This window comes from Chitinophaga pinensis DSM 2588, from assembly GCF_000024005.1.
GTDB lineage: Bacteria > Bacteroidota > Bacteroidia > Chitinophagales > Chitinophagaceae > Chitinophaga > Chitinophaga pinensis.
This window is the reverse complement of record NC_013132.1, coordinates 3206872-3232076: the sequence shown is the minus strand read 5'-3', so window position 1 is coordinate 3232076 and position 25205 is coordinate 3206872. Positions and strand designations below refer to the sequence as shown.

Genomic DNA, 25205 nt, shown 5'->3' with positions numbered 1-25205 from the left:
GTAAATATAAGTAAGAAGATAAAATCAGCGGGTAAATGATGGAATATTTTGAATACCAGGAAGAGAATGTATCCTGTTTTTTTGAAATCACGTTAGAGCACAGGGTAGTCAGAACACGTCATGGACGAAAGGGGTCAAAGGGCGTGACGACGGAGAAAGTATTCGGGGATGCAAATATGGCAGCGAAGGAATATGAACGATTATTACAAGAGAAGAAAGAAGACGACAGTTTTTATTTCAGACTAGGGGATACTTACCGGTTGTAAAAAGCATGCGACTTATGCAGGCACTGTCCTCTCATAGCGCAAAGCTTTATTCAAGTACTTTTCGCATCAGGAGATCTGTCTGATCATCTTCCCCAAGCCGGAAAACATGTGTACTAAAAGGGACAAAACCATTCTTTTCATAGAAGCGTATGGCTTTTTTATTGTTTTCCCATACGCCTAACCAGATGGATGACTTATGTTGTAGCTGTGCAACCTCCAGCGCCTTTTCATACAGCAGCTGACCTACCTTTTTACCATGGTAAACGCCCAGTACATAAATACGTTCTATTTCCAGTGAATCTGCTTCTTTCAGGTCGGTCTGTGCTTGTCCGGTATTCAGTTTCAGGTAACCGATAGGACCGGGACCATCCCATACGATGTAGAAGAATGATTCGGGATTGTTCAACTCTGTTAATACTTTTTCCTTACTGAAATTATTATCCAGATATTGTTTCATATCTGATTCCGTATTGCAGTGCGCAAAGGCTTCGAAAAACGTCTGCTTTCCTATCTGTTGTAAAACACTTACTTCCTCCGGAGATGCCTGACTGATCCTGATATCTTCCATACTATAAACCGTATTGTTCTTTTTCGATGACGTAAACAAAATTCAATTTAGGATTTTCTCCGAAATACGCAACTTCCTGTTCGCTGGCTTTCTGTGCACCAAGGCGGGATATAGCAATCTGAGAACGGATATTTTGTGCACCGATATGGAAATACACAGCGGATACATACCGGAAGAGATAGTCAAGCATCATTTTCTTGACGGACTGATTCAGTCCTTTTCCCCAGTACTTTCTGCCATAGAAAGTATAGCCGATCAGGATGCTGTTATCTTCCGGATTGTAATCGTAGATACGTGTGCTGCCCATGACTTCACCCGTTTCTTTGTGTACAATCTTAAATGCGCCTTTGCTTTGCAGGGCGCCCTCAAAGAAGTTTTGAAATACGTCCCTTTTCCAGCGGTCTTTATTAGGATGCTGTTCCCATACCAGCGGATCGGATGCAACCTGGTATAATAACTCAAAATCGTCTTCCTTCAGCGGGTAAAGGATGACCCGTTCATTTTCCAGTGTGGGTTGAAGATTGAACTGCATATACTTTCTGTCAGTTTATTTAGCGTGATAGTGTAAATCTTACTTTGTGTTTTGTTATGCCACCAATTCGTTTATAGAACTTAATGGCGCTGTCATTAAACGCAGGCGTCTGTCATTGCACATTGATACAGTTCCGGGCTTTGCCGATGGCGGCGGTGCAAACTTATTCAAACATTGGATTACCTTCATAGTCCAATTCGAAGATAATGGATAGTCCAATTATACTACAGGTCTTTGCGGGCATAAAGCCTGATTTTTCTGCGGAAAGATCGGTTTACCTGCAATTGGCGGATGCTGTACTGACATTGATCAGGCAGGGAAAGCTGCGTTCCGGACAAAAATTGCCGGGTAGCAGGGATCTGGCGGCACTATTACAAGTCAACCGGATCACGGTGTCCAGGGCCTATGAAGAACTACAGTTACAGGGTTGGCTGGAGAGTGCGGTAGGCCGGGGGACGTTTGTTTCCAGTCATCTGGGCGATCATACACGTGAAAAACTGATCCGGACAACAATGGCAGCAGCAGCAGTCAAAGCGGGGTTCACTATTCCCTCTAAAGACTATCCTGATAATACGCAGGATGTACCTGTGACGACTTATCACCTGGACGATGGTTTTCCGGACCCGAGATTAGCGCCGCTGAAAGAGTTTTACCGGGCCTACCGGAGCCAGTTAAGCCGAGGCGGATTGTATTATCAATTTGGGAGTTATGGCAATGCTGCTGGTCCGAAACACTACCGGCAGGCTTTGTCTGACTATCTCAATGATACCCGCGGACTAAAAACTACTTACCGGAATATCTTATCTGTCAGAGGTACCCTGATGGGAATTAACCTGGTGTGTAATGCGCTGATCAGTCCGGGAGATGTGATTGTATCCGGTGTGCCCGGGTGGAAAAGGGCGCAGCATAATTTTGCACATAGCGGTGCTACACATATTGGTATACCGGTAGATGAACATGGATTAGTGGTGGAGGAGCTGCGTAAGATCTGTGTGCAACAACCTGTGAGAATGGTGTACGTAACGCCACATCATCATTATCCGACCACTGTGGCTTTGCGTATTGACAGAAGACTGGAACTGCTGCGGCTTGCCAATCAATACGGGTTTATCATCTTTGAGGATGATTATGATTTTGATTTTCACTTTAAGCACCGGCCACTTTCCCCATTGGCCAGTGCAGATGAAAACGGGATGGTGATCTACTGTGGATCTTTTAGTAAGAGCTTCTCTCCTGCTTTCCGGATGGGTTACCTGGTGGCAGCGGAGAATGTGATTGAACTGTTATCCAGGGCACGTATACTGCTGGACCGGCAGGGAGATCATATCCTGGATAATGCGATGGCGGATTTATTGAATGACGGGACGATACAACGTTATCTGCGCAGAACTTTACCTGTGTATGAAGAACGGCGGGATCATTTCTGTGGATTACTGCAACAGCAGTTAAAAGATGTGGTAAAGTTTGGGGTGCCTGAAGGAGGTATGTCTGTCTGGACGGTCTTTGATCAGGCTGTGGACCTTTCACTACTGTCAGCAAATGTATTCAAAAAAGGACTGACTATTTCCAACGGAAAGGTGCATGTTTATCCACAATTTAATGCGAATGCGCTGAGATTAGGTTTTGCTTCTGCGTCTACAACAGAATTGACAAAGAGTGTTGACATATTGAGAGAGAGCCTGTTTTAATAAAAACAAACAGCCGCTGTTCGTCAGAGCGATACAGCGGCTGTTACGATATACTATATTCCTTTTAGTGGAAGGTTACGCTTGATTTTACACGAGCTGTCTGTGGCACAGGCATAGCAGCCTGTCTTTTGATCAGTATGACAGCAAAGAGCACACCGCCAACGGCCATTAAGGAACCCACCAGTACCGGAGAGTTATAACCATAACCGGCGATGAGCGGCAGGCCACCCAGGAATGCACCAAGGGAGTTACCAATATTAAAAGCAGCTTGTGTTACACCAGCACCGAGCATTTCAGCACCTTTTGCCGTTCCTATCATCAGTATCTGGATAGGTGCTGCCAGCGCGATAGATAATGCCCCTGCAATAAAGGTCAGCACCAGTGATACGGGTTGAATGGCAGAAAAGAAGTAGATACAGGTCAGGGTGATAGCCATAGCGACTAATAAACCTGCACAGGTTTTGGCAGGGTCAAATTTATCTGCCATACGACCACCGATAAAGTTTCCAACCACCATACCGAATCCTGCCAGTACCATGATACCGGATACGCTGTCAGCAGGGAAACGTGAGATATTGGTCATCAAAGGCGCGATATAACTGATCCAGGCGAATAATCCACCGGTACCGATTGCGGTGATAAGAATGATCAACCATGTTTCGGGGTTCCTGAATATCTGGAACTGGGAACGGGTATCACCTTCCTGTTCGGCAGGCAAGGCCGGTAACCAGGCTTTCAGGAATATCAATGTAATCACGCCGATCAGGGCTACTATGCCAAAGGTATAACGCCATAAAAAGTGATGCCCAACCCAGGTACCTACTGGTACGAGTAAGAGGTTAGCGATCGTAAGACCGGCAAACATCATAGAGATGGCCTGTGCCTGTTTGCCTTTATCTGCCAGCCGGCTGGCCACTACTGAACCCACGCCAAAGAAAGCGCCATGCGGCAGTCCTGAGAAAAAGCGCGCGAGCAGCAAAGTAAAAGGTGAAGGTGCAAAAGCAGATAAGCCATTGAAAGCAGTAAAAACGATCATGAGTCCGATCAGTATCTTCTTCGGCGGATAGCTGCCACTCATCAATACCAGTAGAGGCGCACCGATTACTACGCCCAGGGCATAGGAAGAGATCATATGACCTGCCTCTGGTATCGTGATCTTCATGCCCAACGCGATATCAGGCAGTAATCCCATCATGACAAATTCTGTTGTTCCAATTCCCAGTCCGCCCAACATCAGGGGGAATAAACTCTTCTTCATTCCGGTTTGTTATTATTTAATTGTGCTGACGACAATTATCCCAGCAGTAAACTTTAAAATTAAGTATAATAGAGTACCTCGTTCAGCTATTTAAGGAATGAGTTACTGTACTATCGTTGACATAACGTCACCAGACCAGCAGTGTAAACTAATAAGTCGTTGGAGGGAATTTATAAAGGAGATGGTGCAAAGTTAAGACTTTGGTAGCAGCATTTGTTGTTGTTTCCGATATTGGGCAGGACTGACGCCATTATGCTTTTTAAACAGCCTGTTCAGGTGACTTTTATCTGTAAAGCCAAGTCCGTCGGCAATTTCATTCATACGCATATTACTGTGGAGCAATCTGCTTTTCACCATCCGTAATTTATAATGAATGATATACTCCTGCAGGGTTTCATTGGTCTGTTTCTTAAAATAGCGGCCCAGGTAATGCTCGGAGATACCAAATTGCCGGCTGATCGCTTTGGCCCTTATCTTCTCAGGTGAGGCGATATTCGTCTGTACATACTGTAAAATCTCCAGGGCTTTTTCGGCTGTGTTTTCATTTACCTTTTCCGGCAGCAGGGTCGTGATATTGCGTACGATCAGCATCAGGACGGTATCAATAAACTGTAACAGCAATTCCTGGTGATAGAAACTACGCTCTTCATGTTCTCTCATAACCGCTTCCATAATGGACTTTGCCACTATCTGATCACCTTCATACCGCAACAGGCAGCCTGGCTGGTGATTGGCATTCTTTAGTATATAGGCGATGCTCTGGCGGGAGCGCTCCTGTACTTTAGAGGAGCCAATATAGGATTCATTGAACCGAACAAAGAGCAGGGTCGTTTGTTCCTGTATATCGAAATGGTGCGTATCGTCGGGACCGATCAGGAACAGGTTACCCGGCGCGTATTCCAGCCCCGATTCATTCACAAAGTGTTTACCTGTGCCGGATACCACATATATCAGTTCGAAAAAGCTGTGGGAATGGATAGGCCGCGGACATTCATCCATAGGTTCAGAAACAGCAATTTCGAAGGGTTCGTATAAGTGCGACTTGACCATAGTACAAAAGTACACTTTTATAGCAAACCTATACCCCAAATAAACCCCAGAAGAGGTACATCTTTGCTATGCAATTCACAGAAAGGTCATCGGAGATGGCCAACATCATCAACAGATAAATTTCAAACAATGTCTACTGATACACAGATCAATGACAATATGAAGGCGCTCGTACTGGAAAACTACGGAGAAGCGTTTAAGGTGAAAACACTACCTGTTCCTGTTCCGGGGAAAGGACAGGTATTGGTCAGAATCATCGCCAGCGGGGTCAACCCACTGGATACGAAGATCAAAAGAGGCGAAGGCAAACATGCCAGACAGGCGGTACCCGCTGTACTGGGACTGGACCTGGCAGGTATTGTGGTGGCTATCGGAGCAGATGTAACAGACTTTAAACCAGGCGACGAGGTATATGGTATGGCAGGCGGTATTGGCGGACGTCAGGGTACCCTGGCAGAATATGCGGCAGTAGATGCGGCACTACTTGCCCCTAAAGCAGCCAATATCAGTATGCGGGAGGCCGCAGCCCTGCCACTGGTGTTTATTACCGCCTGGGAAGGGCTGGTTGACCGTGCCCAGGTAAAAGCAGGACAACGTGTACTGATCCATGGCGGCGCAGGCGGTATCGGCCATGTAGCGATACAGCTGGCACGTGCCTTTGGCGCGACTGTGTTTGCCACCGGTAGCAGTCATTCTTTAGCAGTCATCGGACAGTTAGGCGCTACAGCGATTGACTACAAAAACATGAGCGTAAAGGAATATGTGGACAAATACACCGATGGAGAAGGATTTGATATCGTTTTTGATACGGTGGGAGGAGAAACACTGAGTCAGTCGTTTGAAGCGGTACGCACCTATACCGGGCATGTAGTCAGTGCACTGGGTTGGGGCAGTCATAGTCTGGCGCCGCTGTCATTCAGGGGAGCCACCTATTCCGGCGTATTTACCTTATTACCCATGCTGACCGGGAAAGGGATGCAGCACCATGGCGATATCTTAAAAGAAGCCAGCAAACTGGCGGCAAACGGACAATTGAAGCCATTACTGGATAGCAGGAGTCTGTCACTGGAAGATACAAACCTAGCGTATGAGGCCATTGAAAGTGGCAGTGCAAGAGGAAAGCTGGTGATCAATACCTAAGTAACATAGAAAAGGCGGCACTTTATAAAATTGAGTCATCTGGTAACGGCAGACAAGTACGGATCAGGGATTCTCATAGGGACAAATTTATCCGTATTGCCATATTCGACCAATGGGAGTAAATTTACCTTATGTACGAAAAGAAAATTCCCATCAATCTGAACTGCGGCCTTGATCTCATCGGAGAAGTGTTGTATGGTAAATGGAAGATCCGTCTGTTATGGTTTATCCATGAGGGTTTTCAACGTCCGAGTGAATTACAGCGCAAGATACCTGATGCTTCCCGGCGTGTATTGAATGTACAGTTAAACGAACTGGAAGCAGCAGAACTGGTGACGAAAGTGGTGTATCCACAGGCGCCGCCGAAGGTGGAGTATAGTCTAACGGAATTTGGTCTGACACTGATACCGGTGATCAGTGCTTTAGGGCAGTGGGGAGATGCGCATGAAGAACGCCTGCGATCGGCGATATTGAAGCGGCATATTCCGCAGGAATAGCTGCTATCAAGACAGCTAAGATCGAGTAAAACAGCGCTATAAAAGAAAAGCGGACTTTGATCAAAGTCCGCTTTTCTATATCAGATGCGATGAAAACTATTTGCTTTCCAGTAATACCCATGGACTGCTATCTTCTGAAAGCAGGTCACAATGTCCGCCATGGAGTTCATCCAGCTGCTCGATGTCTCCGGTCCACATGGCGAACCCTATGAGATAGTTTTCCCCGAGGTTGGCCCAGCTGGTATAATTATGTAACAACTCCTTTCCGAATTTACGGATATAGCGCATGGATTCTTCTCTTGAGAGGAAGCCGGCATCATAACCCCAGCGACAGAGGTTGATAGCGCGACCCAGGTCCCAGGTGAGGGCATCCAGTTTACATTTCTTGCCTTCGAAGCAATCGGATATTTCGCGGAGGTGTTTATAGCATTCAGAAATATTGGCGGCATATTGTTCTATCGGCACATCATCGCCTTTAGCCGCAAAGTCCTGCTGTAATTTATCCAGCGCTTCCGGACGTTCACGTACCGGCAGGGTAGTCAATATCTGCCAGATGGGCTTAAAATAGACCCGATGCCCTCTTGTGGCCAGTCCGTCGATCGTGCTTAATAACTTATCCCGGGTATTGATATGCCAGTCTCTTCTGAGCATATGCCTGATTTCATCCTGTTCGGTATCGGTTTCGAGTGTATCCAGTCTTTCTCCCCGGAGGTAGATCAGATTGGCGCCACAGGCGATATACTGGCGGTCATGCAGGGACAGTACGCCGTCCTCGCTGATCAGAGGTTCATCCTCAACAGCTTTATCTCTTTGCTGCTCGCGTTCTTTCATCGCTTTGGCAGCGATTTCCTTTGCCCGGCTGTTGAGCTTCATTAATTTTATGATAACGAATACGATGTAGACTGCGGCTACTACTCCGATGATAATAAACGTTTTCATGTGGAATCTGTTATATGGTGTCCCTGGTATCGGTGCGGGACTTTCCATTGTTACTAAAAGCTGTTTTCTCTCCTGACCTGTAATAGTGACGATGTGTCTGAATAGTGTTGTCTCCCTTTCAGCAAGGGATGTTTTTCATATGCTATGCAATATCGCATTTTTAAAGGGAATATTTGTCACTTCGTTGTCCGGAACAGGGGAATGATAACAATAGTTAACAGAAAACATGAACGCAATGAATAAGAAGAGGATTATCTTTGCGCACCAACATTTAAGAATGTAATACAATCTATTATGAAAAAAGGCTTTTTTGCATGTATTATTGCTGCCACACTTCTATTAACCAGCACTGGTTGTGAAACCTCCCAGCAGATACTCAATAACCTGCCATCCTACGGACAACTCAGCACTACGCAGATAGCAGCTGGTCTGAAAGAAGCACTGACCATCGGGACACAGAACAGCGCTAACAAACTCTCCTCTCCCAACGGCTTTTTTGCGAATGCCGCCCTTAAAATCCTGATGCCGCCGGAAGCGCAGAAGGTAGAAAGCACCTTACGCAGCATGGGTATGGGCAGCATTGTGGATAAAGCGATCCAGTCCATGAATAAAGGGGCTGAAGAAGCTGCAAAATCAGCTGCGCCTATTTTCGTAAATGCGATCAAACAAATGACTATCACTGATGCTTTAGGCATCCTGAAAGGTGGTAATAATGCGGCAACCAACTATTTCAAAGACAAAACCACTGCATCCCTGACAGCGGCTTTCCGCCCGGCGATCAGTGAAGCGCTGAAAAAGGTGGATGCTACTAAATATTGGTCAGACGTTTTCTCTGTATACAACAAATTCTCTTCTACCCCTGTAAATACTGACCTTACTGCTTATGTTACTGAAAAAGCAGTTGCCGGTATCTTCTCAGAAGTAGCTCTAGAAGAGCAGAAAATCAGACAGGACCCGGCTGCCCGTGTGACTGATCTGCTGAAAACAGTGTTTGGCAGTGCACAGGCACAACAGAAATAAATTTCCTGCTTAGGATAAAAAAGAAGATCCCGTACAGCTTATAAGGCGTACGGGATCTTCTTTTTTTATTATTTTACACCCTTTATCCCTAGTCCCTGCCGCTACCGGCTCCTTATACGCTTATGATTCGAAAATCCCTTGGCATTGCCCGGATAGTGACACACGTCCTTGTATTCATTGTCCTGACCATGCTGACACAGCTGGGAGGCGTTATCTATCTGATTTCCAGGCGTACACATCCCCTGATCATGCAGAAAGTGACCAGGCCCATGCTGCAGCCACTGGCTAAAATCGGCGCGTTCCTGCTGATCTACCTGTTCAGTACCCTGCTTATTATCCCCGTGCTGGCCAAACCTTTTGGCAGGGTGCCGTTGCCTGTCTTCCGTAAGGATGGTTTACAGCCTTTGCGACTGACCACCTGTCTGTTGAACAGGCATTATGTAAGACCGGTCATGAGACATGCCGCCCTGGATATTGCTTTGAAAATGAACCGTTTCCATCCCGGAACAGCGGTCAATTACCTGGATGGTGGATTTCCTTTCTTTAACAGCTTTCCCATGCTGCCGCATCTGAGTCATAATGACGGGAAAAAACTGGACCTGGCTTTCCTTTATATCGATAAAGCAAGCGGCGCCCCTTCAGATAATGCGCCTTCTGTGATTGGTTACGGAGTGTGCGAGACGCCACGCCCGGGAGAAATCAATACGGCTGAAAGTTGTCGGGAACAGGGCTATCGCTGGTATAATGTCCTGCAGCAGATCGCCCCGCAGGGAAACAAGCAGCGATATATGTTTGACAGCCTGCGGATGCGGGCATTAATGACTGTTATCATCTACCATCCTGCTATCCATAAGATATTTATTGAGCCACATCTGCAGACACGCCTGCAGCTGGAAAGTGATAAGATCCGTTTTCATGGTTGCTATGCGGTACGGCATGACGACCATATTCATATTCAGCTGTAAGAGCGGACTTTCTCTTTTACGAGTTTCTGGTCCAGGTATTGAATGAGTAATATCAGTGCCAGTCCGACAGGCAGGATAGGTCCATAGTGCGATAATAACTGCATGACAGGACTGTTGCCGCTAAAAAACACCAGGGCGGACACCGCCCCTCCACCCAGTAACAGGCAGACGGCCGCTATCAGCAAGTTAAAGCGGACCTCTGTTTTTCTGCCTTTTTCCAAGCGGATCCTGGCGCTTACATTCGCCGCAAAACGAATAGACAGGTCCGGTACGACCGGCTGCTCCAGCACCTCCCATAAGGCGGTGTAGTGTTCCAGCTCCTGCTCCTCTCCGGCAGATAATGCTGCATCAGGAAGGCTTAACCCCTGTTCCAGCATCTCCTGTAATTTCTTTTCATCTATCTCTTTCATGATACCTCATTTTTAAGATAAACACCTAATTTATCCTTCAGCAATTTACGTCCACGGAAAAGATAACTTTTCACGGTTCCTTCCGGCATACCGGTTATTTCTTCTATCTCCTGGTAAGAAAACTCATTCAGATGATATAACGTCAATACCGTTCTGTATTGTTCAGGCATCTGGGCGATCAGGCGGTTAACATAGGCCGTCACGTCCTTTTTATCCAGCAGGCCGCCAGGATGTTCATCCGTAAAGCTATAATTTTCAATATCCTCCGGGTGAGATACCGTACGACCACTACTATACTTTTTACTGTAGTTAATAGCCGTCAGATAGGCGATACGGGCAATCCAGGTAGACAGGCGGGACTTATACTCAAAGCGCCGCAGGTGCTGGTGCACCTTGATAAATACCTCCTGACAGATATCTTCCTTGTCTTCCTGCGTATTGATGATCCTGTTCACCACATGGAATACCAGCCCCTGATATTGCGTTACCAATACCTCAAAAGCTTTCATATCTCCATGTAAGATGCGGGGAATTAGTTCCTTTTCATCAATCATGTCAGAGTAGACAACGGTTTATTACTAAATGTTGCAAAAAATCTGCTCATTTTGCAACATTTTTGGAAATACGTCTGTCTACTGAAAAAAACAATCGTATATGTTCAATATCATCGAAACACTTGGCAGCTTTATCATGATCATCAGCGTTTTTGCTATTACGGCATCCCTGATCGTTTCTTTCCTGAATTACAGGCTTAAAAGACGGTTGCTGGATGCAGGACCGATAGACGACAACGCCCTTAAACTGCTTCCAAGCATTCCAAAAAGCAGCAGCGATATGCTGAAGTGGGGAATTATCCTGTTTTTCGCAGGACTGGGACTAATTGTACTGGAGTTCATACCATTCAACGTAGAAAGCTCTCCGCTTCCTTATGGTGTTGAAACCGTATTTATTGCTACCGGCTTCCTGGTATATTATTTCCTGATCAGCAGGAATAATAAGTAAGCCCTTTCGTTTCAGACCAACCTACTGCCCACTCCCACCATACAATTCCAATTTTTCATACGCAATACCCCGGGTTCTAAAAGCATTACCGCTTTGAACGGGCATTGCCATGCCTAAAAAGACCGTTATGTATAAACTGTTATTATACCTTGCCTGTAGTATTCCCTTACTGCATGTCAGTCTGACAAGTCAGGCCCAGACAGCAGACACCCTCCGCAGCCGGGGACTTAAAACGGTGACTGTCACCGGACAAAAACCACTAATCCGACAGGAGGTAGACCGCCTCATATACGACCTCCAGGCAGATCCCGACAGCAAAGGCAGTAATCTGCTGGAGATCATGCGAAAGGTGCCTTTTCTGTCTGTGGATGCTTCCGGTAATCTATTACTAAAGGGGAACAGTAGTTATAAGGTGCTGATTAATGGGAAGGAGTCAGGTATGTTTGAAAGAGATCCCGCTATGGTACTGCGAACAATTCCTGCTTCTACGATACAGCACATAGAGGTGATTACCACACCACCGTCGAAGTATGACGGAGAAGGATTAACAGGGATCATCAACATTGTTACTATCAGGCGTAAAGCAGATGGGTATAACGGAACGATTAACATCAGTGAGCGCTTTCCGGCCAATGGACCGGGTGCAGGTGGTTCATTCGCTATGAAAGAGGGGAATCTGGGCATCTCTGTTTATGGCGGAGCAGGGTATGATCGTCGTCCACATGCGCGCAATGATATGCAGCGAACGGCTTATGCCAAGGTACCCATTACGCTGTTACAGGAAGGCGACCGGCATAACCATCGTAGCAATGGGTATTTCGGCACAGAGCTAAGTTATGCGGTAGACACCCTGCATCTGTTGACTGCACAATTCAATTTCAATGCTTACGGCGGAGCAGGAGAAGATCAGCTGCTTTCCCGTATGATCAGCGGTGGCAATGTTAACCAGCAATATGCCATGCACAGCAGCAATAACAATCATGGCAATGGGATGGATGCCGGGATCAATTATCAGATCACTTCTCCTGAACATAAAAACAACCTGATTACCTTTTCTTACCGTTATGCCACCAATGGCAGAAAGCAGGCGTATGAACAGCAATTTACAGCTACAATCAACTATGATATTTCCGGTTACCTGCAAGACAATGATGAGCAATTCAGGGAGCATACGTTACAGGCAGATTATGTTCGTACCTTTCGGTACTTCAGTATGGAAGCAGGCGTAAAGGGTATATGGCGTAGCAATTATAGTGATTATCTCAATGCCTACCTGTCAGCTGATCCTGTCTCAAACGGGTTTGACGGACAGCAACGCGTATTCAGTGTATATAATGCGTATACTTTCTCTTCAAAACACTGGGACCTGAAGGCGGGTTTACGTGCGGAACAGACCTTTATGGAAGCCAGCTGGCAAAGTGATTCTGTGAGACTGCACAAGCAATTTCTTAACCTGATTCCATCGGTAGTCATCAACAGAAAGTTGGGTAATAACAGTTCGCTGAACCTGGGCATTTCCCGACGCCTGAAACGACCTAATATCTACAAGCTTAATCCATTTAAAGACCGCTCCAATCCCTCGCAGGAATCATCCGGGAATCCGGCATTACGTCCGACGCTGACTACGAACGTTCAACTGGGATATAGCTGGTCAGGGAACCTATCTTTTAATGCGGCTGTCAGCTATGCGTTCCTCAACAATATGTTTATGGAGATTACCTCCTATGATACCGCCCGGAATATTACCACTACAAGCATCGAAAATAATGTCAGGGGTAGTGGTTTAGGATTTGACTATACCATCAACTATCCGGTTACCAAATGGCTGAACCTGGGTATTAACGGCAATGCGGTTTATCTTTCATTGGATGGCGCGAGCAACGCTGCCCCTATTGCGCTGCACAGATGGAATTATGCTATCAACGGAAATGCATCTGTACGCCTGAATAAAGGCTGGAAACTGAATACGTCGTTAAATATAACCGGACGTAACCAGGCGTCCTTACAGGCGACCAATAATGCTGTTACTGCTATTACCATCGGAGGCAGTAAAGATCTGATAAAAGATAAACTGACCTGTTCTGCTGGTATCAGCAATCCATTTCAGGCATACAGACAGAACCGTACAGCGCTCTCAGATAAACTATTTACGCAATACAACAACACACAGGAATATTTCCGGACGGTCAATGTGAGTATCAACTACAATTTCGGCAGACTGAAGCAAGCTATCCAAAAGAATAGGCGCGGTATCAGGAACGACGACGGTAATTAAGCGGGGTTCTTTGTATATTAGTATACAATATTGAATGACCCATATACAAACGATGATCTCATGAAATACAGGAAATTAGGAAACACAGATGTCTCTCTCTCCGCTATCGGATTGGGATGCATGGGCATGAACCATGCTTATGGAGAAGCCAATGATGCTGAATCCATCGCTACATTGGAACATGCTATAGCGCTCGGCGTTACATTCTGGGATACGGCCGATATTTACGCTAATGGTAAAAATGAGGAACTGGTGGCAAAAGTGTTGAAGCCAAACCGTTCTAAAATATTCCTTGCTACCAAGTTCGGATTTACTTTCACGGATGGACAACCCGGCGGGTTTGATGGCTCACCGGCATATATGCGCAAGGCGGTTACGGATAGTCTGAAAAGATTACAGACAGATGTGATTGATCTTTACTATGTGCATCGCGTAGACCCCAAGATACCAATAGAGGAGACTGTGGGTGCGATGGCAGAACTGGTAAAAGAAGGAAAAGTACGTTATCTGGGATTGTCAGAGGCAGGCGTGAATTCTATTCGCAAGGCCCATGCGGTACATCCTATTTCGGCTTTGCAGAGTGAATACTCTCTGCTGACAAGAGATGTGGAAAAGGAGATTATTCCGTTGTGCAATGAACTTAAGATCAGTTTTGTGCCTTTTAGTCCGCTGGCACGTGGTCTTGTGACCAATACCCTGGATCTGGGCGCACTGAAGGATAATGATTTCAGGAAGTCGCTTCCCCGTTATCAGGCGGCACATGCCGATAATAATCAGCAACTGGCAGCTGCATTCGCAGAACTGGCGGCAGCTAAAAACTGTACGGCAGCGCAACTGGCTTTGGCGTGGGTGTTGAATCAGGATGAAAACCTGATACCTATTCCAGGTACTAAACGCAGGAAATACCTGGAAGAGAATGCGGCGGCGGTGGATATCAGCTTATCTGATGCAGATAAAAAGGAGATTGATGCTTTACTGGCGAAGTATCCGGATACCGGCGAAAGGTATGGAGCTGCACAGCAACAGCTGGTAGACAGAAGTTAAAAATTAGGAATTAGGAATTACGTGTTCGTAATGGGAGTATCGTTTAGTTATTAAGATATAGTAAAAAGAGACTGGCGTAAACCAGTCTCTTTTGCTTTTACAGCTGATCAAACAGATAATCCAGTTGTGCTTCTTCCAGTACGATACGATTGACGTTCTTTCCTTCCTGGTCCCATTTCACCAGGCGTATTACACCTTCTGTGATTTCTATACCGGTGATATCTCCATCACTGAAACAACAGCAGCCGGTATTAAAGTAACTGGGGCTGACCATTGTTTTGACAAACTCCTTTCCTGCATATTCTGCTCTGCGTTTTTCCAGGGATTCCTGTAAAGCCTTTGCCCGCTCCTGGTCACCGGCGGCCAGCGCTTTCTCCAATGCCTTGGTAAGGCGGTCTATGTGGTCCATAGAGGCAAACACCGGTTTATGCGTATGACCGGAGATCAGCAATGTTTTTCTATACTGTTGGCTCCATTCATACATGATGATGTTGTGTTTATCTACGAGGTCAAAGCTATCTGACACCGTATCGAGTCTGATGTTGAGCCAGCGTTGTATAGGCGTCCATATGGCTGCTACAAACCATTTACTGAAAGCGTTACCATCGGCTCTTTTATCGCCCTGGTGACCATGCGCCAGGAAGATGGTTTCATCGGCATTTTTATACTTCATCTTCAGTACCAGGCCTTCGTATACCTTCAGTTCTTTTCCAAATATTGGTTTGAGGAACTGGTCCCGGGGGATCTGGTAATTCCATTCCAGATCGTGATTACCAAAGATGCGGTAGTAGCGTTGTTGCTGCAGGAACAGTGCTTCTTCCAGCAAAGCGGTTCTATTCTTTTCCAGAACGACAGAGGGTTTATTTTCCCAGAGTTCTTCACAATCACCCAGATTGATCAGTGTGAAGCCTTTTTCATAGTAATAACGCAATGCGGTGAGGTAAGAAGTCTCGGCGAGCATGAAGTCGTCAGAGCCGTCTCGTCCACCTTTATGCTGATCTGAAAATACAATGATAGAGGCCTGTTGATAGTCGTAAGTCAGGACAAGTCCTTTGTCCTTTTTCCCCTCCTCTATCTGTTTATATAGCTGGGAAAGTGATTCGAATATAAGCTTCTTATCGGGATTGGAAGAGAAGCGCCGGGACAGACGTATAATGAGGTTACGCAATAGTTTCTTCATATCTGAAAAGCTAAGGTTGCTGATGTTCTGGCATAATATTTCAGGAAGATAATTAAAATGTAAATGTATGAAACGGAAAACAATTTATATCAACTATCATGCGGAAGACATCCAGGTGGATATTGATGAAAGTAAGGGCAACCGTTCGTTCCTGGTCTATATGCCCGGAGAAGAGGGGCACCTGGATATTGCTGTGAGGACAGATGTGGCAGGTAATGAAAACTGGTATGAAGGAGAACAGGCGACTCCCCGCGCGAAGGAGATCGGTGAACTGATTGAGTTAGCCACGATGTAGTTATATACGCTGGAAGTCGGCGGGTCCGACCAGGAACCATTCTCCATCAAGTTCCAGTACATCCCCTGGCGCTACAGAGCGGGTACCATCTGCCACAAGTGGATCCGGTGTAACCTCTTCCCTGCTCACCCATGGGAGGTCTTCATTCTGGCATATTTCAAATGCCTCGCGCAGATCGGTGGCATCCACATCTGCGATATGTTGCAGGTTCTCAATTTTCACGTCTTCGCCTGTCAGCGGAAAACCTAATGTATAATCAGGATTAAAGTATACTCTTATCATAAAATTAATTTACCCCTTTTCTGATTCACAAAAAAGGTTCCAATTCTTTAACATTTCTTTAAGGGGTTACCTTTTGCGGTTTACTGGTATAAAATGTAAACAACTTTCTTATGCGTGTCCCCCTATATTACATGGCGCCAGTGGTGCTGCTGACAGCTGCATGCTCTTCCGGTTCGAATCATCACAGTTATAGCGAGGCTGCTGATTCCGCGGCTATATCAATGAACGAAGTGGCGCAGGCCGCTGATTCCACGGGTTTTACCAACGACATTAGTTCGGTCAATTCTCCATCCCGAAAACGCATCAGGACTGCGGATGTACGCTGTCGCGTAAGTAGTGTATTCAATGCCGTATCCACACTGGAACATGCGGTGCGAAGTGTTGATGGAATGGTCTCAGAAAGCGTGATGCAGAATGAATCAGTCGTAATCAGAGACATTGCGTATTCCGCTGATTCTCTGAAGCGTATTGAACTTTTTACGCCTACGGCCAATCTCACTTTACGCGTGCCTGCCGCCAGTCTGGACTCTGTTGTACATACGCTCACCGGTATGGCTACCTTCATTGATTATCGCACATTAAAAGATGAAGATAAAACGTTGAATTACCTTTCTAACGCGATGAAAAACAACAAGCCTGCACCTGCTGTTGTAAAACCTGCTGCGAAAGGTACGACGCTCGATGTAGCGCAATATAAGGATCAGAAGTATGAAACAGAAACAGACAGAAGGATTCAGAATCTTGCTATCCTGGATGATGTACATTATGCCACATTTACGGTACAGTTATTTCAGCCACAGCAGGCCGATGAACAGATTATTGTGAACCCTGAAAGAGTGACCCGTGCGCAGTTTGGTACAGAATTCCTATTGGCTGTACGTTCTGGTTTTGAAAGCTTTGGCGCCTTATTTATATTCCTTGTCAGCTGCTGGCCTTATCTTATCCTGCTGGCGTTGGGGTTATTTATCTATCGTAAAACATTACGCAAAAAATTAAGTCCACAGTAGTCTTCCACTTGCCCGGAGCGTATAACTATTGTTATATTCATCACTGAGCTCCCATCATACATTACATCACTGTAAATTTCTTTTATGAACAAGTTATTCCGTACCTGTTGCGGCCTGGCATTGCTATGCCTTTCCATCAGCTGTGGCCAGTCTTCAGATGTCCTATCCTTTCTCAACACTTCCAATCTTCCTTTTGTGCTATTGGACATCAACACAGAAAGAGATACCACATTAGCACTTCCAGGTGGAACAATCATAACATTTCCTGCACATGCACTGAAAGCAGCAGGAAGCCAGACTGCCTATCTTCTTGCAACAGAGGCATTGACAACAGAGGACATGTTATCAGCCGGATTTCGGACCCAAAGTGGCGACCAGCCACTGAGTAGCGGAGGCATGATTTCTCTGGAAACCCGGCTATAATAGATAATAAAGGTATTACCTGTATCCTGACCTTATATCTATAGCTAAACCCTGTTATTGATTTCATCCGTCTCTATACATATGCACATAGCCCGGCCAGTTATACTGAGTCGGGCTTATTTTATTAACAACTTAATAATCAGTAACTTAAATTATTTATATGCCGTTTTATGGAATCTTTAACAAACGCGCATCATACCCCCGGAAGATCAACCAACAGTAGAATTAAATCTATATTTATGTCACTTAAAAACTGATACCCTTGAAATTAACTATACTCCTTCTCTTTTTACCAACTGTGCTTGCTGCTCAGGTTAACACCAGCGTTGACCCCATCATATCGCAGGATTATACCGAGCAGGTAAGAAAACTGAGAAGCAGCATTGATCCGGTTGATTCAGTAGCATATAAGCGGAATACAATGCTGAGGCTAAAAGGTCAGTTTTCGCCTGGTACGCACATTAGTCGTCTGAAGATTGCAGATGGCTTTATGCAGATATCACCTGTATGGCCCCGTACCCTGAAGTTATCGGGGAGTTATAGTGGTACCATTGAATTCAAAAACCACAACCGGCTACCGGGATTACAAAACGATTATGCACAAGGCAGATCATCTGACGGAGCATTGACATGGAGGGGAGCGGAAACTGGAGAAATGTTCAGTTACGGTCCGGCACTGTCATCACTTGAATTTGACGGTAGCAGCTACCCCTATGACCAGTCAGGGAAACTGGTACCCGCCGGAACGGGTAATGGTAATTCCGCTCACCCCTATCGGGAGGGTATTTTCAGGACGGCCATGGTGCAATCCCATCAGCTGAGAATACTATCAGAATTATATCGTTATGGGAAACGTAGCTGGAATTTCGGGTTAAAACTGGGGCACGGTAACGAACAATTAATTATCAGGGACAATAAAGGATCATCCAATAGCCTGGCAACTGAATTAGGTACTAGTATCAAATGGCTGACGATTAAAGGTACTTACCTGTACAGCGAACAGGAACGCACAACAGCCAATCGCAATGGATTGTTGAACAGAGCCTATCAAAATGCAATATTAACCCCTGTCAGCTTCAGTAATGAGCAGGGTACAACACTGGGAGAAGGACAACGCAGTTACAGTGATATGGCAGATAATCCATGGTACCTCCTGAGAGATAATAAAAATAAGTACAACTGGAGGGAGCATAATGGTAGTCTGCTACTGGTATTAGAAAAACAACACTGGTATGCAAAGATCCACCAAACCTTGCAACAGGTAAAGGAGGAGCATACAGAACGCTATCGCCCTGGTACATTTGCATGGGCAGACGGACAATATACCAACAGAAGCAAAAGAGATCTTAACTATCAGTTACAGTCACAGGCAGCACATGAAATTGAGTATGATAACAATGATTTTGAGTCAAGAATCCAGTTCTCTCATACGTTTAACAGCGAACACACCCGGATACGCTATCAGCCTGATAACAGCAATTATAATTATCAACGCTCGTCTCATGATCTGTTCATCAATACAGTCAATAAATTTAAGACAAGAAATGTGACAGTCATACTGAATGCCGGTAACAAGGGATATATCTCCAATACTGCTGTGAAAAATAAGTTCCTGTTGCCCTCTGTGGACATGGGTATCACACTGGAAAATGTTTTACGCGTACTGACCTTGAATGCTTCAGCTTCTTATCATATGATCAGCAGAGAGCTGGCCATTAATAAACCGATGAACTATACCAATCTTTTACAATATTCAGTGGGCGACATATCCGGATTCCGTCCGGTAAACGAAGTCAGCGGATTCCGTGGAGTGAGCACCATCAATAACCGCGAATGGGATGCTCATCTCAATCTGTATCACAGACGCAATTTCTCACTGACAAGCAGTTTTTATATCAAAAACATATATGATGATATTTATCCTGTTTTCGAAAATGGCGGTATAGTATTAAAAAACCTGGCGGATCTGCGCACAAAGGGTATGGACCTGACGTTCGGCGTGTCCAGCAAACGTCTGCTTAAAAATGTTTATTTAAACAGTTCTCTATCGGTCTTTTCATATCGTACCCTTGTCACTAAAGTACGGGAAGGATATAATTTCACCCCTATTGCAGGCTTCCGTAATGTACATAAAACACTGGTTCAGGGGCAAGCGCCGGGTGTGATCGTAGGTAATGCATATCAGCGGGATGTGGCAGGAAATATGGTCATTGGAGCAGACGGATTCCCGCTGGTGAATCCGAGTCCAACATTAGTAGGCAATCCGATTCCCGACTTTGTAGCCAAATGGAGCAATAACATTAACTGGAAATGGTTTGCTTTAGGAGCTGATCTGGAATGGAAAAAGGGTGGCCAGGTGTGGAATGGTACACAGGCCGTATTGGATTATTACGGTCGCTCCGCCAACAGCGCAGCAGAAAGGAATATTACCGGATATGTGTTCAAAGGGGTTAGTACGGACGGACATATCAATGAAATACCGGTAAAATTCTACGACCCCTCTCAGGGAGTTGAAACGAATCGCTGGACCAGATACGGCATCACAGGAGTGGCAGAACAATATGTGCAGAAAGCGGACTATCTGCGGCTGAATACAGTTGGTCTTACTTACAGGATCAATCTGAACAGAAACAAACAGCAGCTTAAGCTCGTCACTTATGTGAATAATATTCTTTTATGGTCTCCTTACAAAGGAGCAGGTCCTGATCAGCTGCTGTATGATCAACCCAATACATCAGGACTTGATTTCTTCAACCTTCCCGCTGTAAAGACATATGGATTCAATGTTACCTATCAATTCTAAGACCCATGAAGTTCAATATAAAAGCATTGCAGCTGTTGATAATGGTACTGCTTTCCTTTGGTGGCAAAACAACGGCACAGCTTACAGATTATAACAACAATAAAGAAAAGATCTACATACAAACCAGTCACGTATTCTTCAAACCAGGCGAGGACCTTTTTTTCAAGATCTACCTGGTGAACGCAAAAAATCAGTTCATCTCTGTACTAAGCAACGTTGTGTACGTAGAGATCGTAGGACCTGCGGGAAATATTATACAAACACACAACTATCATGTGGAGGATGGCTATGCAACAGGTCACTATAAGTTTGACGCATCCGCCAATGGCGGTATTTATAAGCTCAGGGCATACACCACCTGGATGAAAAATGAGAAAGAAAGCACCTGGTTTACAAAAGAGGTTACTGTTCAAAAGGTGATTGCTCCCCGTGTGTTGATGAAACTGGACTTTCCTCAAAAAGGGTATGGCCCGGGAGATGAAGTAAGCGCCTTATTCTATCCGTAGTCTTGCAGATCGTCCTATCACCGGATATGAAACCAAATTCACGGTATCACTGGGAGGTAAAGCTGTTAAGACAGGTACTTTTAAGACCGACAGCAAGGGGAAGGCAGATGTCAGATTCAAACTACCGGCTGACCTGGAGACCAATGACGGCCTGCTAAATATTACGATCAATTTTGACGGCTATACAGAAGCTATCTCCAGAAGCATCCCTATCGTACTGAATAAAGTCGACCTGCAATTTATGCCGGAAGGTGGCACCCTGGTAGATGGATTATCTACCAATATAGCCTTCAAAGCCATTAATGAATTTGGCAAACCAGCTGATGTAAAAGGCGAAATTAAGGACGATAACAACAATACCGTCGCTACGTTTGAAAGCTTTCATGACGGTATGGGACAGCTGGCATTCACGCCAGAACCAGGCAAAAAATACAGAGCGGTATTAGCCAAGCCTGCCGGCGTTCGTCAACATTTTGATCTTCCTGCTGCCGCGAAGCAAGGGCTTGTGATGAACGTGAGTAAAAAAGGGAAGTTATTGCAGTTCAATATTGCAGTAACCCGGGATATAAATGTAAAACTGGTAGGACAAAGCAAGAATGACGTGCATTATCTTCAGGAATTATCGCTCAGGAAAGGCACACAGGTCGTTGAGGTAGATGCAGAAAAGTTCCCTGTCGGTATAGCCCGGTTCACGATTACAACCAATACGCGGCTTCCGCTGGCAGAGAGACTTGTATTCCTGCATCCTGACAGAAAACTACAGGTAAAGATCACTGCTGACAAAGAACGTTATCAACCAAGAGAGAAAGTCACCTTACATTTAAAAACGCTGGACGAAGCCGGTAAGCCGGTGGCTTCTAATTTCTCACTGGCTGTAATGGATGATAAACTGTGGTCACTGGCTGATGATAAACAGGACCATATTCTCTCCTGGCTACTCATGGGTTCCGAATTACATGGTAAGGTAGAAGAGCCTCAATTTTACTTCAAAGATGAGGAAAAAAAGGCCATTCCGGCACTGGATCTGGTGATGTTGACCAATGGCTATCGTTACTTTGATTACATTGACTACCTGGAAAAAACAGGCAGACCTAAATTTAGCCCCGACCTCAATAATATTATCACTGGTGTGATTGTAGATAAAAACGGTAAGCCTGTAAAATCAACCGTCTATTTGCTGAGCAGTATTAATCGTTACAACTATGATCAGGGCGAGGTTATTCAGCAGGCAACAGCAGATGATGGGGTTTTCTTCTTTACAGATATTACCTCTGCGTTCAGCTATCATTTACTGGCCTCCTCTGCCCGCAAAAGAGAACCTGTCAGTATTAAGTTGTTAAGAGAGGGCGTGGATTATATCCCTAGCCCCGCCCGAAAGGTAAAAGACCCTTTTGAAGACGATCGTCTGCCACCACCGCTGCTGGCAGAAAGAGGGAATAAAGATAAAGTAGAGATGATGGAGGATGTCTTTAAAGAAAAAAAACAGGCGCCAAATAAGCCTGACAATTTCGCTATAGGGAAAATGAATGACCGTAGTCTGAATGAAGTGGTTGTGGTGGCGTATAATCAGACAACCAAGCGCATGATAACAGGATCCATTACAACAGTTAAAGCACAGGATCTTACAAGCACCGATGTGCTTTCTGTATTGCAGGGAAGGGTTTCGGGCCTGGAAGTCACAAGGCCGACCGGTGCTGGCGGAGCGACCATAGTGATCAGAGGTGTTTCATCATTACCCCAAAACGATCAACCGCTGATAGTCCTGGATGGCGTACCGATATCAAAAATATCCGATATAGTCAACCGGGAAGATATTGATTATATAGAAATACTCAAAGATGCTGACGCAACAGCTATTTATGGTAGCAGAGGCGCTAATGGTGTCATCTTGATTACTTCCAAAAACAATAAACGCCCGTCTATTGTATTCAACCTGGAACGCACCGATTACTATGCATCACAGACAGTACAACTTAAAAAAGATCAATATACGATAGCCAAACACTTTTATGCTCCCAAATACCTGTCTCCCAATACGACAAAAAGGGATGATTTCCGGGAAACGATTTACTGGAATCCGGTTGTACAGACCAATAAAGATGGAGATGCCAGTGTGGAATTTTACAACTCTGACGCCAATACTACTTTTCGCGCTATCGCAGAAGGTATCGGCTTCAATGGTAAGCTGGGACGAGCAGAAAAGACATATGCAGTACAATCTCCTTTGACAGTAGACGCTAAACTGCCTCCTTACATGACTGCTGGTGATATTGTACAAATTCCGCTGGTAATAAAAAACAATACGGACAAAGCCATCACCGCCAAAATTGACATCAGTCTTTCCGGCGATATTGAACTGCGACCTTACCTTGACACCATCAACATTCCATCAGATAGTGCCGTTCAGGTACCAGTTACTGTCAGGGCACGTACTGCGACAAATGGATCCTTTTCCTGTAAAGTAATGGCGGGAGACAATAAGGAAAGTCTGTATCTGCCAGTCAGTGTCACCAGTAAAGGTTTCCCTGTGACCACGACAATATCGGGCAACAGATCAAAAGAAACCAATTTCACCATCCATCATATGCTTGAAGGAACACTGGCTACCGAACTGAAGGTATTTACAAAGATGGAAGACCGTCTGTTGAGTGACGTAGAAGCCATGTTAAGGGAGCCATATGGTTGTTTTGAGCAGACCTCCTCTACTACTTATCCCAATATCTACATTCTGAAATTACTGCGTTCTTCGGCTAAAAAACATACAGCAGCAGAGCAAAAAGCGATGGACTATCTTATCACCGGCTATAAACGGTTGATAGGTTTTGAGACAGCGGAACATGGCTTTGAATGGTTTGGCCGCACGCCGCCTCATGAGGCATTAACAGCTTACGGATTACTGGAGTTTACAGCCATGAATGAGTTCATTAAAGTGGACAAAGGTATGCTGGAACGCACACAGCAATTCCTGCTGGGACGCAGAGATAAAAAAGGGTCCTTCAATATCCATAAGCAGGGACTGGACGCATTTGCATCAGTACCAGATAAAATCGCAAATTGCTACATCGTATATGCACTAACTGCTTCCGGTATCAAAAACGAGATCAAACTGGAATATGAAACCGCTGTTAAAAAAGCGCTGGAAAGCAACGATGCTTATCTGTTATCGATGATGGCACTGGCAGCCAGCAATATGGGCCGTGCAGATGATTTTAATACACTGCTGGCTGCAGCCAAAGAAGCGAAACTGAATGCCACAACAACCGTGGTTAACTCCAGGAGCAGTTCCTTACGTGTAGAGACCATGGCGTTGTATGCTTTGGCGCTCATGAAAGAAAAAACGCCTGACATAGGTAGCATTTCCAATCTGATTGCTGATATCATGAAACAGAAGAGCTATTACGGATACGGCTCTACACAGGGCACCGTACTGGCACTACAGGCAATATGCGGCTATCAGCAACTGATAGGCGATCAGATAGCAGGTTCGCAGATGGAAATAAAAGTGAATAACAAAACTATTTATGCCGGCGCCAGCGCAACATCTTCCATTAACAATATCGTTGAAGGAGAAAATACATTCTCGATCAAATATAAGGATGAGAAAGCCAATGCGCCTTATCAGCTGGAACTGGCTTATTTCACATCCTTACCACCTAATGACGCTCAGGCAGAACTGCAACTGGCGACTGAATTATCTACCAGTCAGACGAAAGTAGGAGAAACTGTCAGGATGCAGGTGGCAGTGAAGAATATCAAAAATATCCTTCAGCCAATGAGCATTGTAAAAGTGGGTATTCCTGCCGGTCTGACCGTACAGCCATGGCAATTAAAAGAAATGATGGAGCAGGGACAGATCGCTTACTATGAGATATTTGACAACTATCTGGTATTGTACTGGATGGGTTTTGCACCAGAAGAAACCAAGAAGGTGAACTTCGACCTGAAGGCTGAAATAGCCGGTAAATACAAAGGAAAGGCAAGCACCACCTATTTGTATTATACCCCGGAATTCAAGCACTGGAATGCAGGTACCGAAATTACCATCGAACCTTAAT

Annotated in this window: 24 protein-coding genes; 15 read left to right on the top strand and 9 right to left on the bottom strand. The window is 45.3% G+C overall.

Annotation, left to right across the window (positions count from 1 at the left end; genetic code table 11):
• The first annotated feature begins 35 nt into the window (after window positions 1-35).
• On the top strand, window positions 36-266 hold the full coding sequence (locus tag CPIN_RS13180) for a WGR domain-containing protein (RefSeq protein WP_012790298.1): 231 nt from the start codon (window positions 36-38) through the stop codon (window positions 264-266).
• 46 nt (window positions 267-312) lie between these two features.
• Here CPIN_RS13180 and CPIN_RS13175 read toward each other — a convergent pair whose 3' ends face one another.
• Together CPIN_RS13175 and CPIN_RS13170 are read right to left on the bottom strand one after the other, a co-directional pair.
• Complete coding sequence (locus CPIN_RS13175; RefSeq protein ID WP_012790297.1) at window positions 313-834, bottom strand: GNAT family N-acetyltransferase; 522 nt, start codon at window positions 832-834, stop codon at window positions 313-315.
• Window position 835: 1 nt separating this feature from the next.
• Window positions 836-1366, bottom strand: a complete 531-nt coding sequence (locus tag CPIN_RS13170; RefSeq protein WP_012790296.1) for a GNAT family N-acetyltransferase — start codon at window positions 1364-1366, stop codon at window positions 836-838.
• A 206-nt stretch (window positions 1367-1572) separates the two neighbouring features.
• Between CPIN_RS13170 and CPIN_RS13165 the strand changes: the two genes are divergently transcribed.
• The gene (locus CPIN_RS13165; RefSeq protein ID WP_012790295.1) at window positions 1573-3054 is read left to right on the top strand and encodes an aminotransferase-like domain-containing protein; all 1482 of its coding nucleotides are present in this window, start codon (window positions 1573-1575) and stop codon (window positions 3052-3054) included.
• Between the two features lie 64 nt (window positions 3055-3118).
• On the opposite strand, the gene CPIN_RS13160 is transcribed toward CPIN_RS13165, so the two are convergent.
• Both CPIN_RS13160 and CPIN_RS13155 read right to left on the bottom strand, forming a co-directional pair.
• Window positions 3119-4312 carry an MFS transporter gene (locus CPIN_RS13160; protein WP_012790294.1) on the bottom strand — a complete coding sequence of 398 codons (1194 nt, stop codon included), beginning with the start codon at window positions 4310-4312 and terminating at the stop codon, window positions 3119-3121.
• A 192-nt stretch (window positions 4313-4504) separates the two neighbouring features.
• Window positions 4505-5362 carry a helix-turn-helix domain-containing protein gene (locus CPIN_RS13155; RefSeq protein ID WP_012790293.1) on the bottom strand — a complete coding sequence of 286 codons (858 nt, stop codon included), beginning with the start codon at window positions 5360-5362 and terminating at the stop codon, window positions 4505-4507.
• Window positions 5363-5491: 129 nt separating this feature from the next.
• Here CPIN_RS13155 and CPIN_RS13150 point away from each other — a divergent pair, with 129 nt between their 5' ends.
• Together CPIN_RS13150 and CPIN_RS13145 are read left to right on the top strand one after the other, a co-directional pair.
• Window positions 5492-6502 (top strand): zinc-dependent alcohol dehydrogenase family protein, encoded by a 1011-nt coding sequence (locus CPIN_RS13150; RefSeq protein ID WP_012790292.1) that lies wholly within the window; start codon window positions 5492-5494, stop codon window positions 6500-6502.
• Between the two features lie 131 nt (window positions 6503-6633).
• Window positions 6634-6999 carry a winged helix-turn-helix transcriptional regulator gene (locus CPIN_RS13145; RefSeq protein ID WP_012790291.1) on the top strand — a complete coding sequence of 122 codons (366 nt, stop codon included), beginning with the start codon at window positions 6634-6636 and terminating at the stop codon, window positions 6997-6999.
• Between the two features lie 96 nt (window positions 7000-7095).
• Here the strand turns inward: CPIN_RS13145 and CPIN_RS13140 are convergent, their stop codons facing one another.
• A complete protein-coding gene (locus CPIN_RS13140; RefSeq protein WP_012790290.1) occupies window positions 7096-7938 on the bottom strand; it encodes a DUF1266 domain-containing protein in 843 nt (280 codons plus the stop codon).
• Between the two features lie 294 nt (window positions 7939-8232).
• Here CPIN_RS13140 and CPIN_RS13135 point away from each other — a divergent pair, with 294 nt between their 5' ends.
• Complete coding sequence (locus CPIN_RS13135) at window positions 8233-8958, top strand: DUF4197 domain-containing protein (RefSeq protein WP_012790289.1); 726 nt, start codon at window positions 8233-8235, stop codon at window positions 8956-8958.
• A gap of 122 nt (window positions 8959-9080) precedes the next feature.
• On the top strand, window positions 9081-9923 hold the full coding sequence (locus CPIN_RS13130; RefSeq protein WP_012790288.1) for a hypothetical protein: 843 nt from the start codon (window positions 9081-9083) through the stop codon (window positions 9921-9923).
• On the opposite strand, the gene CPIN_RS13125 is transcribed toward CPIN_RS13130, so the two are convergent.
• Window positions 9914-10333, bottom strand: coding sequence for a hypothetical protein (locus CPIN_RS13125; protein ID WP_012790287.1), 420 nt, complete (start codon window positions 10331-10333; stop codon window positions 9914-9916). The genes CPIN_RS13130 and CPIN_RS13125 overlap by 10 nt on opposite strands.
• Entirely contained in the window at window positions 10330-10887 is a 558-nt protein-coding gene (locus CPIN_RS13120) for an RNA polymerase sigma factor (protein WP_012790286.1), read from the bottom strand. The genes CPIN_RS13125 and CPIN_RS13120 overlap by 4 nt, the downstream gene beginning before the upstream one ends.
• 100 nt (window positions 10888-10987) lie before the next feature.
• On the opposite strand from CPIN_RS13120, the gene CPIN_RS13115 reads away from it, so the two are divergent.
• From CPIN_RS13115 to CPIN_RS13105, 3 genes are all read left to right on the top strand, one after another.
• Window positions 10988-11335 (top strand): hypothetical protein, encoded by a 348-nt coding sequence (locus CPIN_RS13115; RefSeq protein WP_012790285.1) that lies wholly within the window; start codon window positions 10988-10990, stop codon window positions 11333-11335.
• Between the two features lie 127 nt (window positions 11336-11462).
• Window positions 11463-13610 (top strand): outer membrane beta-barrel protein, encoded by a 2148-nt coding sequence (locus CPIN_RS13110; RefSeq protein ID WP_012790284.1) that lies wholly within the window; start codon window positions 11463-11465, stop codon window positions 13608-13610.
• A 60-nt stretch (window positions 13611-13670) separates the two neighbouring features.
• Window positions 13671-14654 carry an aldo/keto reductase gene (locus CPIN_RS13105; protein WP_012790283.1) on the top strand — a complete coding sequence of 328 codons (984 nt, stop codon included), beginning with the start codon at window positions 13671-13673 and terminating at the stop codon, window positions 14652-14654.
• A gap of 97 nt (window positions 14655-14751) precedes the next feature.
• Here the strand turns inward: CPIN_RS13105 and CPIN_RS13100 are convergent, their stop codons facing one another.
• Window positions 14752-15834: a metallophosphoesterase gene (locus CPIN_RS13100; protein ID WP_012790282.1), complete on the bottom strand. Its 1083-nt coding sequence runs from the start codon at window positions 15832-15834 to the stop codon at window positions 14752-14754.
• 67 nt (window positions 15835-15901) lie between these two features.
• Between CPIN_RS13100 and CPIN_RS13095 the strand changes: the two genes are divergently transcribed.
• A complete protein-coding gene (locus tag CPIN_RS13095; protein WP_012790281.1) occupies window positions 15902-16129 on the top strand; it encodes a hypothetical protein in 228 nt (75 codons plus the stop codon).
• Here CPIN_RS13095 and CPIN_RS13090 read toward each other — a convergent pair whose 3' ends face one another.
• Window positions 16130-16411 carry a hypothetical protein gene (locus CPIN_RS13090; protein ID WP_012790280.1) on the bottom strand — a complete coding sequence of 94 codons (282 nt, stop codon included), beginning with the start codon at window positions 16409-16411 and terminating at the stop codon, window positions 16130-16132.
• A gap of 110 nt (window positions 16412-16521) precedes the next feature.
• Between CPIN_RS13090 and CPIN_RS13085 the strand changes: the two genes are divergently transcribed.
• The 5 genes from CPIN_RS13085 to CPIN_RS36605 all read left to right on the top strand — a co-directional run bounded on the left by CPIN_RS13085 (window position 16522) and on the right by CPIN_RS36605 (window position 25204).
• Window positions 16522-17418, top strand: coding sequence for a DUF4349 domain-containing protein (locus CPIN_RS13085; protein ID WP_012790279.1), 897 nt, complete (start codon window positions 16522-16524; stop codon window positions 17416-17418).
• An 84-nt stretch (window positions 17419-17502) separates the two neighbouring features.
• Window positions 17503-17841 (top strand): hypothetical protein, encoded by a 339-nt coding sequence (locus CPIN_RS13080; RefSeq protein WP_012790278.1) that lies wholly within the window; start codon window positions 17503-17505, stop codon window positions 17839-17841.
• A 262-nt stretch (window positions 17842-18103) separates the two neighbouring features.
• A complete protein-coding gene (locus CPIN_RS13075; protein ID WP_012790277.1) occupies window positions 18104-20644 on the top strand; it encodes a hypothetical protein in 2541 nt (846 codons plus the stop codon).
• Window positions 20645-20649: 5 nt separating this feature from the next.
• A complete protein-coding gene (locus tag CPIN_RS13070) occupies window positions 20650-21150 on the top strand; it encodes a hypothetical protein (RefSeq protein ID WP_148230563.1) in 501 nt (166 codons plus the stop codon).
• A 241-nt stretch (window positions 21151-21391) separates the two neighbouring features.
• Window positions 21392-25204, top strand: coding sequence for a TonB-dependent receptor plug domain-containing protein (locus tag CPIN_RS36605; RefSeq protein ID WP_052306796.1), 3813 nt, complete (start codon window positions 21392-21394; stop codon window positions 25202-25204).
• The last annotated feature ends 1 nt before the right edge of the window (window position 25205 follow it).

What these genes read in the sequence shown, in the direction of transcription:
- CPIN_RS13140 (WP_012790290.1), bottom strand. Translation starts at nt 7,938, where the DNA reads ATGAAAACGTTTATTATCATCGGAGTAGTAGCCGCAGTCTACATCGTA.
- CPIN_RS13130 (WP_012790288.1), top strand. Translation starts at nt 9,081, where the DNA reads ATGATTCGAAAATCCCTTGGCATTGCCCGGATAGTGACACACGTCCTT.
- CPIN_RS13070 (WP_148230563.1), top strand. Translation starts at nt 20,650, where the DNA reads ATGAAGTTCAATATAAAAGCATTGCAGCTGTTGATAATGGTACTGCTT.
- CPIN_RS13090 (WP_012790280.1), bottom strand. Translation starts at nt 16,411, where the DNA reads ATGATAAGAGTATACTTTAATCCTGATTATACATTAGGTTTTCCGCTG.
- CPIN_RS13110 (WP_012790284.1), top strand. Translation starts at nt 11,463, where the DNA reads ATGTATAAACTGTTATTATACCTTGCCTGTAGTATTCCCTTACTGCAT.
- CPIN_RS13135 (WP_012790289.1), top strand. Translation starts at nt 8,233, where the DNA reads ATGAAAAAAGGCTTTTTTGCATGTATTATTGCTGCCACACTTCTATTA.
- CPIN_RS13165 (WP_012790295.1), top strand. Translation starts at nt 1,573, where the DNA reads ATGGATAGTCCAATTATACTACAGGTCTTTGCGGGCATAAAGCCTGAT.
- CPIN_RS36605 (WP_052306796.1), top strand. Translation starts at nt 21,392, where the DNA reads ATGCCGGAAGGTGGCACCCTGGTAGATGGATTATCTACCAATATAGCC.
- CPIN_RS13170 (WP_012790296.1), bottom strand. Translation starts at nt 1,366, where the DNA reads ATGCAGTTCAATCTTCAACCCACACTGGAAAATGAACGGGTCATCCTT.
- CPIN_RS13080 (WP_012790278.1), top strand. Translation starts at nt 17,503, where the DNA reads ATGAACAAGTTATTCCGTACCTGTTGCGGCCTGGCATTGCTATGCCTT.
- CPIN_RS13115 (WP_012790285.1), top strand. Translation starts at nt 10,988, where the DNA reads ATGTTCAATATCATCGAAACACTTGGCAGCTTTATCATGATCATCAGC.
- CPIN_RS13150 (WP_012790292.1), top strand. Translation starts at nt 5,492, where the DNA reads ATGTCTACTGATACACAGATCAATGACAATATGAAGGCGCTCGTACTG.
- CPIN_RS13175 (WP_012790297.1), bottom strand. Translation starts at nt 834, where the DNA reads ATGGAAGATATCAGGATCAGTCAGGCATCTCCGGAGGAAGTAAGTGTT.
- CPIN_RS13095 (WP_012790281.1), top strand. Translation starts at nt 15,902, where the DNA reads ATGAAACGGAAAACAATTTATATCAACTATCATGCGGAAGACATCCAG.
- CPIN_RS13085 (WP_012790279.1), top strand. Translation starts at nt 16,522, where the DNA reads ATGCGTGTCCCCCTATATTACATGGCGCCAGTGGTGCTGCTGACAGCT.
- CPIN_RS13105 (WP_012790283.1), top strand. Translation starts at nt 13,671, where the DNA reads ATGAAATACAGGAAATTAGGAAACACAGATGTCTCTCTCTCCGCTATC.
- CPIN_RS13145 (WP_012790291.1), top strand. Translation starts at nt 6,634, where the DNA reads ATGTACGAAAAGAAAATTCCCATCAATCTGAACTGCGGCCTTGATCTC.
- CPIN_RS13125 (WP_012790287.1), bottom strand. Translation starts at nt 10,333, where the DNA reads ATGAAAGAGATAGATGAAAAGAAATTACAGGAGATGCTGGAACAGGGG.
- CPIN_RS13180 (WP_012790298.1), top strand. Translation starts at nt 36, where the DNA reads ATGATGGAATATTTTGAATACCAGGAAGAGAATGTATCCTGTTTTTTT.
- CPIN_RS13155 (WP_012790293.1), bottom strand. Translation starts at nt 5,362, where the DNA reads ATGGTCAAGTCGCACTTATACGAACCCTTCGAAATTGCTGTTTCTGAA.
- CPIN_RS13120 (WP_012790286.1), bottom strand. Translation starts at nt 10,887, where the DNA reads ATGATTGATGAAAAGGAACTAATTCCCCGCATCTTACATGGAGATATG.
- CPIN_RS13160 (WP_012790294.1), bottom strand. Translation starts at nt 4,312, where the DNA reads ATGAAGAAGAGTTTATTCCCCCTGATGTTGGGCGGACTGGGAATTGGA.
- CPIN_RS13100 (WP_012790282.1), bottom strand. Translation starts at nt 15,834, where the DNA reads ATGAAGAAACTATTGCGTAACCTCATTATACGTCTGTCCCGGCGCTTC.